This is a genomic window from Catenulispora rubra, assembly GCF_015356825.1.
In the GTDB taxonomy this organism is placed as follows: Bacteria; Actinomycetota; Actinomycetes; order Streptomycetales; family Catenulisporaceae; genus Catenulispora; species Catenulispora rubra.
On the sequence record NZ_JAACYW010000382.1, the window covers coordinates 1 to 9,778 of the forward strand.

The window sequence follows — 9,778 nt, forward strand, 5'->3', positions numbered from 1 at the left end:
GAACACCGTCACCACCACGCTGCCCTGCGCGTACAGGACGATCAGCCGAACGAGCGGGACGTGCGACGCAGACCGTGAAGCGCCCGAGCCGACAGAAATCCGTGCGCCCACAACCGAATCAGCGCCTGTCTCTACCTCTAGGACCTCCAAAGGACGCCGCCCCACAGCCGCCACCAACCCCGCCGACACCAAGAACGTCCCGGCGTTGAACACCAACAACGGCGAAGCCCCCAACCGCTGCACCAGCAACCCGCCGACCGTCGCCGACAACAACATCCCGGTCTGCGTCGCCATCTCGTAGTTCGCGTTGAACCGCCGCACCTGCGAAGCCCGCACCCGCTCCTTGACCATCGCGTTGCTCACCGGAAAGAACAGCGCCGCCACCACCGCCAACGCGAAGTTCGCCGCATACACCCCCGGCCCCTTCGCGCCCCCGAGCGTCAGCCACACCGGCAGCGCCAACGCCAGCACCGCCGACGTCACATCGCATCCGATCCACAGCCGACGCCGGTCGTACCGGTCGGCCAGCCGCCCGAAGTACGGCGAGAGCACCGCCTGCGGCACGGCCACCGCGACGAACAACAGCCCGACCGACAACATCGTCTTGTCGCTGCGGAGCATCAGCAGCGCCCCGGCGATCAGCTGCACGTTGTTGCCCAGGGCGGTCACGAAGGCGGCCGGCACGAGCAGCCGCTCGGCCCGCCGCGTGGCGCTTGCGAGTTCCATACCGACCAGTGTCGGCAGGGTCACTGACACCGACTGTCAGTGATACAGCGAGAACCCGCCTCACTCCTCCGGACGCCGGAAGACCACCACCAGAACCCGCAACGCCAACACACTCGCCACCGCCAGGAAGCTGTACCCGAGGAACTGGTACAGGCTCACCGCCTTGCCGACCATCGGCCCCTTCTGCCGCCCGACCAACAACACCCCCATCAGCCCGGACGTCGCCGCGATCACCGTGATCAGCACCTGATGCACCAGCCCGGTCACCACGTCCCGGTCCCGCCGATCGGCGAACAACCGCACGTTCACGCTCAGCTTCCCGCCCTCCAGCGCCCCGACCAGCCGGTCCACCCGGCGCGGCAGCCGCCGCAGCATCGGCACCAGCGCCGCCAGCTCGGTCACCGCCTCGTGCTTGAGCGCCGACGGCGTCAGCCGCTCGGCCGCGTACCCGCCGGCCAGCTTGCGCGCCTCGGTGACGATGTCGAAGTCGCGCGCCAGCTCGGTGAGCGTCCCCTCCAGCGTCCCCAGCGCCCGGAACACCGCCGCGACCTCGGCCGGGACCGCCAACCCGTACGAGCTGGCGATCCGGAACAGATCGGTGAACATGGCGACGTCGAACCCTGAGTCGCTGCGCAGATGCCGCGCGGTGAACCGTCCCAGGTCCCGCTCCAACGCGACCTCGTCGATCTCCTCCGGCGCCGTCATCACCTCCAGCACCGCATCACACAGATACAGCGGATCCCCCGCGTCGACGGCGGCCAGCAGCCGCTGCATCGACGACCTCAGCGAGGAGTCCAGCCGCCCCACGGACCCGAAGTCGAGCATCCCGAGCCGGCCGTCGGTCAGCAGCAGGATGTTGCCGGGATGCGGATCGGCGTGGAAGACACCGTCGATCATCACCTGCCGCAGCAGGTAGTCCAGCAGCCGCTCGGCCAGTTCCCGTGACGAGATCTCGCGTTCGGCCAACTGCGGCAGCGCGCGCCTCAGCGGCACGCCCTCGAACCGCTCCATCACCAGCACCCGCTTCGACGAATGCTCGGTGAACGCCTTCGGCACCGCCACGCCCTTGACCCGCGTCACCGCGACCGCCGCCAGGTTCCGCGCCTCGATCCGGAAGTCCAGCTCCTCGCGCAGCGCGACCGCGAACCCCGAGGCGAGCGACACCGCACCCAGCGACCGGGCCCACGACGTGCGCCGCTCCAGCGTCCGGGCCAGCCGCCGGATGATGTCCAGATCCCGCTCCACGACGGTGGTCACGCCGGGCCGGCGCACCTTGACCACCACCTCCTCGCCGGAGACCAGCCGCGCGGAGTGCACCTGCGCGACCGACGCCGCGGCCATCGGCTCCCGGTCGAAGCGGTCGAAGACCGACTCGACGGCGCCGTACTCGGCGACCAGGACGGCCTCGATCTCCGGCCACGGCACGAATGCCGCCTCGTGCTGCAACAGCGACAACTCGTCGACCACCTCGGCCGGCAGCAGGTCGCGCCGGGTGGACAGGATCTGCCCGAACTTGATGAACGTCAGCCCGCCCTCGTTCAGCGCGCCGCGCAACGACCGGCCGATGTTCGCCTGCGGACGCCGGCCCCGCAGGTACGGTCCGAGGCCGTGGCGCATCAGGATCATGGTGAACCGCCAGTAGCGGCGCGAGCGCGCCACCCGCTGTCGCAGGCCCCTGATCCACTCCAGCGGCGTCGGCAGGCTGCCGCTGGGCGCCAGCGCCTCGGCGACCACCAGGAACACCATGCTGGGCAACAGGATCACCAACAGGGCCAGGACCAGCAGCAGCGGCTTCCTGGAATCGGCCAGGGAACCGTCGGGCAGCTTGGGACCGAGCATCGCGGTCAGGATCGGCGCCGACATGCTCCAGGAGATCGCGGCGGCCAGGACCAGCCGGGTGGCCGAGAACCGGACGCCCAGCAGGCGCCGCACGATCGAGGCCAGCACGACCACCGCGATGATCGCCGTGACGACGAACAGCGGTCCCTGCAAGTAGCTCATGCGGCGACCTTATTGGTCGCCGCATGAGCGGGAGACTCGCTACGCCCCGGCGGCCACGGCACCGGACGCCGGCTTGGCCTCGGCCCCGGACGCCGCGGCCGAGGACGAGGCAGGCGCCGATTCCGGCAGCTTCATCTCCGGCAGCTCGGTGTGCAGCGGGATCTCACCGGGGATCTCGTCGGTGAGCGCCGGGGAGTCCTCGTCGAGGATCGGGGAGACCGTCGTGGTGCAGAAGCTGCAACGGCGGGCCCGGGCCGGGATCTGCTGCAGGCACTCCGGGCAGGCGCGCTTGGCGTGCGACAGGTCGTGGTGCGGGTTCAGCTCCTCGGTGAGCTTGTTCACCGGCAGCACGATGAGGAAGTACAGCGTCGCGGCGGTGAGCAGGAAGCTGATGCTCGCGTTGATGAACGTCCCGTAGGGGAACGTCGTCTTGCCGAGCGTGAAGACCTTCTTGCTGTAGTCGCCGATGCCGCCGGTCGCCCAGCCGATCAGCGGTGTGAGGAACGCGCCGGTGAACGAGGTGACCATGGCCGCGAACGCGGCGCCGATGACCACGCCGACGGCGAGCCCCACCACGTTGCCGCGCACGACGAATTTCACGAAGCCGTTCATTGACCCCCCTGGGTCTGGACAGGATCGAAGACGAGACATGCGCGCGGCAGCATGCCACATTCAGTGGACACCTGTGAAAACCGGGACGCCAGCAGGGGTTTTCACCCTTGGGGCTGCTGCTCCGGCAGTTCCTCGGATTCGCCCTTGGTCCCTTCCTCAGGCTCCTGCGCGGACCCCTCCTCGGCCTGTGCGCGCCGCGTGCTCCACAGGCTGGTCACCGTGGTGACCGCCAGCACGCCGATGATGACGCCGAGCGAGGCGGCGATGCCGATGGTCGGCACGGTGACCGGTCCGACGTGCTCGACCCCGGAGCCGTGCAGCGCCTCGAAGACCATCTTCACGCCGATGAAGCCCAGGATCACCGACAGGCCGTAGGACAGGTGCACCAGCCGGTCCATCAGCGCGCCGAGCAGGAAGTACAGCTGGCGCAGGCCCAGCAGCGCGAAGGCGTTGGCGGTGAAGACGATGTACGGCTCCTTGGTCAGACCGAAGATGGCCGGGATCGAGTCCAGGGCGAAGAGCAGGTCGGTGGAGCCGATGGCGACCATGACGATCAGCATCGGGGTGAAGCGGCGGTGGCCGTCGACGTGGCTGACCAGCCGCGCGCCGTCGTAGTCGTCGGTGGTGCGGACAGCCTTGCGCACCCGGCGCAGCAGGCGGTTCTCCTTGAACTCCTCCTCGCCGCCGTGCCCGGTGGCCAGCTTCACCGCGGTGTAGACCAGGAAGGCGCCGAAGACGTAGAAGATCCAGCTGAACTGGTTGATCACGGCGCTGCCGACGCCGATGAAGATGCCGCGCAGCACCAGCGCCATCACCACGCCCCACAGCAGCACCTGGGACTGGTAGGCGCGCGGGACGCGGAGCTTGGTCAGGATGATGACGAAGACGAACAGGTTGTCGACGCTGAGGCTGTACTCGGTGATCCAGCCGGCGAAGAACTCGCTGCCGTAGCGGTGGCCGGTGAAGTACCAGACGCCGGCGCCGAACAGGATGCTCGCCGCGACGATGCCGGTGACCCAGACGGCGGCCTCGCGGGTCTTGATGGCGTGCGGGTACCGGATGCCGTGCCACAGGTCCAGGCCGACGGCCACGGCCAAGGCGGCGATCGTGGCGATCCAGACGGTCAGGGTGACGTGCATGGCGGGACTCCTCCGGCGTTGTCAGGACGTGCACAAGCGCCGAAAGTCTTCTCCACCTGAAACCCGCGGAACCGCAGGTCAGGCCGGGGGACCGGGAGCCGGGGGCTCCGTGATGACGGCCCGTCCGATTGAGGAGTACTCCCCTTCGATACCTCCATGCTCCCAGTCGGCGGGCCGTTCGCGCAAACCGGTCGCGCGACCCCTCGTACGACGAGCGCCGATCTGCTTTGATGGAGCCGGATCTTTGTGGTGTAGACCACATGGCCGAACCGCGTCACGCCGGATTGCCTCACGCCGCACCACGCCGCATCACGCCGCATCGCATCGCATCGCATCGCATCGCATCGAGGGAGAAGCCCATGGAGTCCCTGCCGCCGGAGCTGTCGCCGACCGGGTACCTCGCCGAGGTGCGCCGGGTCCTGGAGCACATCGAGAAGACCCAGACGGACGCGGTCGTGGCGGCCGGGGCCCTGATCGCGGACTCGATCGCCGCTGAGGGCGTGCTGCAGGCCTTCGGGACCGGGCACTCCGAGGCGCTGGCGATGGAGGTGTCGGGGCGTGCCGGCGGGTTCGTGCCGAGCAACAAGCTGGCGCTGCGCGACCTGATCCTGTTCGGCGGGGAGCCGGTGGACCTGCTCAACGATCCCAAGGTCGAGCGGCGGGAGGGGCTGGCTAAGCGGATTTACGAGCTGGCGCCGGTGGAGCCGCAGGACGTGTTCGTGATCGCGTCGAACTCGGGCGGGAACGGCGTGATCGTGGAGATGGCCGAGCACGTCACGTCCCTGGGGCACAAGCTGATCGCCATCACCTCGCTGGATCACACGTCGCGCATCACTTCGCGCCACTCATCCGGCAAGGTGCTGAAGGACTTCGCGGATGTCGTGCTGGACAACGGCGCGCCGTACGGGGACGCGGTGCTGCCGCTGCCGTCCTTCGGCGCGAACGTGTGCGGGATCTCCTCGGTCGGCAACGCGGTGCTGGCGCAGATGGTGATCGCCGAGGCGGTGCGGCTGCTGGCCGAGCGCGGTGTCGAGGCGCCGATGTACCTTTCGGCGAACGCCACTGGCAGCGACGCCCACAACGACGCCCTGGAGGCGCGGTACGCAGGTCGGATCCGGCGCTCGGCGTCCTGAAGGCCGCCGCAACTCAGCACTGGCGGCACACTAAAGCCGCAACTTTGTGCACCGAGACGGAATAGATCACCACCGATTCGCCGCTCTTCGTTAGGCTGGACGTGAACCGCCGGACAGCCACGACGAGACGGATGGGGTGCTTCACAGTGGTCGCGCGCAAGGATCCGAAGGCTCTCTACGAGCTGGCGCCCGGCACACCGGGCCTGGCCGGCGTCGTGTTGCTGCACCAGATGGAGGGCTTCATGGACGCCGGCGGCGCCGGCCGCCTGGCCTCCGAGCACCTGCTGGACCAGTTCGACCACCGGCTGGTGGCGTCCTTCGACGTGGACCGGCTCATCGACTACCGCAGCCGGCGCCCCACGATGACCTTCGACAAGGACCACTACGACCACTACGAAGACCCGGCCCTGGACCTGCACCTGCTCACCGACGGGGCGGGCAAGCGCTTCCTGCTCCTGGACGGCCTGGAACCAGACCGCGAGTGGGAACTGTTCGCCCTGGCCGTCCGCAGCCTGGTCGAGCACTTCGACGTCAGCATCACCGTCGGCATGCACGGCATCCCCATGGGCATCCCCCACACGCGCCCCCTCGGCATCACCGCCCACGCCACCAACCCCGGCCTGGTCGACACCACGGACCAGCCCGTCCTGGACCGCCTCCAGGTCCCCAGCAGCGCGGCATCCCTGCTGGAGTACCGCCTCGGCGAGTGGGGCCACGACGCCGCAGGGTTCGCGGTCCACGTCCCGCACTACCTCGCGTCATCCCTGTATCCGCAAGCTGCGATCCGCCTCCTGCGCGCAGTCTCCGAGGCGACAGGCCTGATCCTGCCCGACGTCGAACTCCGCGACGCGGCCCGCCGAGCGTCGGAGGACATCGACCGCCAGGTCCAGGAGTCCTCGGAGGTCGAGGACGTGGTGCGAGCCCTGGAGCGGCAGTACGACGCGTTCAACGTGACGGACCGCAAGAACCTGCTGAGCGACAACGACGGCAAGATGCCGACCGCGGACGAGCTCGCGGCGGAGTTCGAGCGGTTCCTGGCGGATCAGGACGGGCCGCCGCCGAGCCCGTGAGGCTCCAGCCAGAACCCTGATTCAGGTGTCCGGAAGACCGCCGCCCCGACAGAATGGTCGGATGCGGCGGTCTTTGCGTTACATGGACGCGGTCAACCTCCTGGCCGGCGGCGAGAACCAGCTGGTCAAGCTGCTCGACGAGGCGAGCGCCACGATGCTGCTCGGAGCGGGGGTGTTCGACCTCTTCGAGGCTCGGGAGCAGGCACTGCGGCTGCTCGCGAAGGTGCTCGACAAGTTCGGGGAGAAGCTGCGCGGGGTCGATCGGCTGACGCGGACCGAGCGGATTCATGCGGCGCACACGGTCATACGGATTACTGCGTACTTCGATGCCCTCGGCGAGGCGATGCGCGAGTTCCAACAGGCTGAGGCGCCGCAGTTCTCAGCCACGGAGCAGGCATCGCTGACTCTCACGACCGGCCCCGGCATTGGCTGGCGCGATCTCTACAAGCAACTGAGCCTGATGAGCTTCGGATCACCATTGTGGGACGCCACCTCGGTGAGGATCTTCGCGACCATTTCCGCAAATATGCAAGACCTCCTGGCGGGGCTGGCGTTCTGGGACGCGCTCGACGAGACCCGGCAAGACCGTCTCGCCGTACTGCTGACAGACCGGGTGCCCCGCGAGGCGGCAGCGCGCTATCAGGAGAATCTGAGGCGGCTGTCTGCTGACTGCCCCGAGTTCGGCGTCTGGGTCAACCTCCAAGCCCACGCCGCGACCCGCGACCAGCTGGCCGCCGGCTTGGCCGATCTGGAAAAGCTTCTGGCCCCGCTGACGGCCGAATCTCCGGAACAGCACCAGGAATCCGTCGTCCGCGCCCATCGAGCGGCCTTGGCGAAGCCGATCATCGTCACCGACCGGCCGGACTCCCACCTCACGGTGCCCTCGCTCGGTGAGGGGTACGTCGACCACAGCTTCCGACTCGCGTTCACGGTGCTTCCCAACAGTCAGAAGTGGAACGAGTTCGACCTCCGCGACGACCTGCCCAGTTTGCTGAGTTCCTACCTGATGTCCGAGTACGCCCTGAGCACACCGCTGCTGATCCTCGGCCAACCCGGCTCCGGCAAGTCCGTCCTCACCCGCATCCTCGCGGCCCGCTTGCCAACCGAGTACTTCCTGCCGATCCGCGTCGAACTGCGCCGCGTCGACGCCGAAGGCGATCTGCAGGACTACATCGAGTCCGCGATCCGCGAACAGACCGGCGAGCGCGTGCAATGGACCCGATTCGCGACCGCCGACCCGAACCTGACCCCGGTGGTGATACTGGACGGTTTCGACGAGCTGCTCCAGGCCACCGGCGTGGCACAGACCGACTTCCTCCTCCGGATCGAGCGCTTCCAGGAACGCGAACGCGACCAGGGCCGCTCGGTCGCGGTGATCGTCACCAGCCGGACCGCCGTCGCCAACCGGGCGACGATTCCGGGCAACACCCCGATCATCCGCCTGGAGCCGTTCGACGACGAGCAGATCGCCGCCTGGATCGACATCTGGAACCGGACGAACGAGCCCTCGCTCACGGACCGTGGCGTGAACGTGTTGTCCCTCGCGACGGTACTCCGCTACCGCACGCTCGCCGAGCAGCCGCTCCTGCTGCTGATGCTGGCCTTGTACGACGCCTCGGCCAACGCGTTGAGCTCACTGGATCCCGATATCAGCCTGAGCACGGTTTACGAACAGCTCCTCAAGGACTTCGCCCGCCGCGAGCTGACGAAGGATCCGGATGTCACCGATCTGGACCGCCGGATCGAGCAAGAGCTGCTCCGGCTGTCGATAGTCGCCTTCGCGATGTTCAATCGGGGCGCTCAGTGGATCGACGCGGAGAGCGTCACCGCGGACCTGGGCAATCTGAACATCTGGAAGGCCGAGCGCAGCGAGAACACCATGCGTTCGGCGCTCACCGCGGGCCAGCAGATGATCGGCAGGTTCTTCTTCATCCACGACGTGCGCGCGACGCGTGACGGCGAGGAGATGCAGACGTATGAGTTCCTGCACGCGACCTTCAGCGAGTACCTCATCGCACGTCTCGTCGTCCTCCTGCTCGACGAACTCGCCGCGCAGCACCTCGCCTCGGCCTACGCGATGTCCCCCACGATCAACGACACGCTGCTCTACACGCTGTTGTCGTTCGACGCCCTGGCCGCCCGGGCGCCGATCGTCGATTTCCTGGCCGAGCTGACAGCCCAGCGCGACCCGGCGGTCCGCGACGCCATGGCCGAGGTGGTCACGACGCTTTTCCACAACAGCCTCATGGAGCGGACCGACCACACGTATTCCGGCTACCAGCCGGTCGTCACGGAAGTGGTGACGCGCGCCGGGAGCTGGCACGCGAACCTGTTCCTCCTCATGGCCATGACCGAGGGCAGCATCAGCATGCGGGCGATGTACCCGGACAAGGGCTACGGCGCCGTCAACCAGTGGCGCCGGTTCGTGAACCTGTGGCGAAGCTGCGTGCGCGGCGAGGGGTGGAACGGCCTCGCCGACTGCCTGGCCGTGGAGCGTGCGTGGAAGGGCGAGCACCAAGACATCGTCGTCCGCTTCGGACAGCCCGGCGCCGTCACGGCCGAGCCCGACATGAAGTGGCCGTACCACTTCGCCGGTTCCCGATGGCAGAACGGCGGCCAGTGGGATTCGCACTCCCACGACGCGATGGCAGGGCGGGCGAACTTTCTCGTCGACCGGCGCCTGGACATGGCCATGCACAACATGATGCCGATAGCTGACGCCCTGCCGACTCTCGCGAACACCGTCTACAACACGGCGGATGGGCGGCTCGCAACGGCGAGCGCGCTTTTGACCGCGGCGCTCGTGGCGCCGTACACCTCCAAGAACTCTGAGAGCGCGATCCTCGATCTCGTGAACGTGCTTCTGGACGTCCCGTCGCACCTGCCGCGGAACGAGATACTCACCTTCCACGCACTCTGTCTCGGCCTCTTCGTCAACGCGGTTGAGCTGGACGAGGTGTCAGCCGACACCCGTGGTCGGCTGCAGACAATGGCGCTCGTGATGCGCAGCAGGTGGGGCGCCTCAGGACGGATCGCTCTGCTCCTCCAGCGCCTCGCCGCCCCGGCTACAGAACCAACTCCGCCAACCCCCGCAGAT

The 9,778-nt window shown here is 68.1% G+C and carries 7 protein-coding genes; 3 read left to right on the top strand and 4 right to left on the bottom strand.

Annotated elements, in window-relative coordinates:
* The 4 genes from GWK61_RS49565 to GWK61_RS49580 all read right to left on the bottom strand — a co-directional run.
* A partial coding sequence (locus GWK61_RS49565; protein ID WP_228564251.1) for an MFS transporter occupies positions 1–726 on the bottom strand: 726 nt, incomplete at its 3' end.
* A 60-nt stretch (positions 727–786) separates the two neighbouring features.
* The gene (locus GWK61_RS49570) at positions 787–2,727 is read right to left on the bottom strand and encodes an ABC1 kinase family protein (RefSeq protein WP_194920722.1); all 1,941 of its coding nucleotides are present in this window, start codon (positions 2,725–2,727) and stop codon (positions 787–789) included.
* Positions 2,728–2,766: 39 nt separating this feature from the next.
* Entirely contained in the window at positions 2,767–3,339 is a 573-nt protein-coding gene (locus GWK61_RS49575) for an MscL family protein (RefSeq protein ID WP_228564252.1), read from the bottom strand.
* Between the two features lie 101 nt (positions 3,340–3,440).
* Positions 3,441–4,478 (bottom strand): TerC family protein, encoded by a 1,038-nt coding sequence (locus GWK61_RS49580; protein ID WP_194920723.1) that lies wholly within the window; start codon positions 4,476–4,478, stop codon positions 3,441–3,443.
* Between the two features lie 359 nt (positions 4,479–4,837).
* On the opposite strand from GWK61_RS49580, the gene GWK61_RS49585 reads away from it, so the two are divergent.
* The 3 genes from GWK61_RS49585 to GWK61_RS49595 all read left to right on the top strand — a co-directional run.
* Positions 4,838–5,611: a sugar isomerase domain-containing protein gene (locus GWK61_RS49585; RefSeq protein WP_194920724.1), complete on the top strand. Its 774-nt coding sequence runs from the start codon at positions 4,838–4,840 to the stop codon at positions 5,609–5,611.
* A gap of 131 nt (positions 5,612–5,742) precedes the next feature.
* Positions 5,743–6,681 carry a proteasome assembly chaperone family protein gene (locus GWK61_RS49590; RefSeq protein ID WP_194920725.1) on the top strand — a complete coding sequence of 313 codons (939 nt, stop codon included), beginning with the start codon at positions 5,743–5,745 and terminating at the stop codon, positions 6,679–6,681.
* Between the two features lie 61 nt (positions 6,682–6,742).
* A partial coding sequence (locus tag GWK61_RS49595) for an NACHT domain-containing protein (protein WP_194920726.1) occupies positions 6,743–9,778 on the top strand: 3,036 nt, incomplete at its 3' end.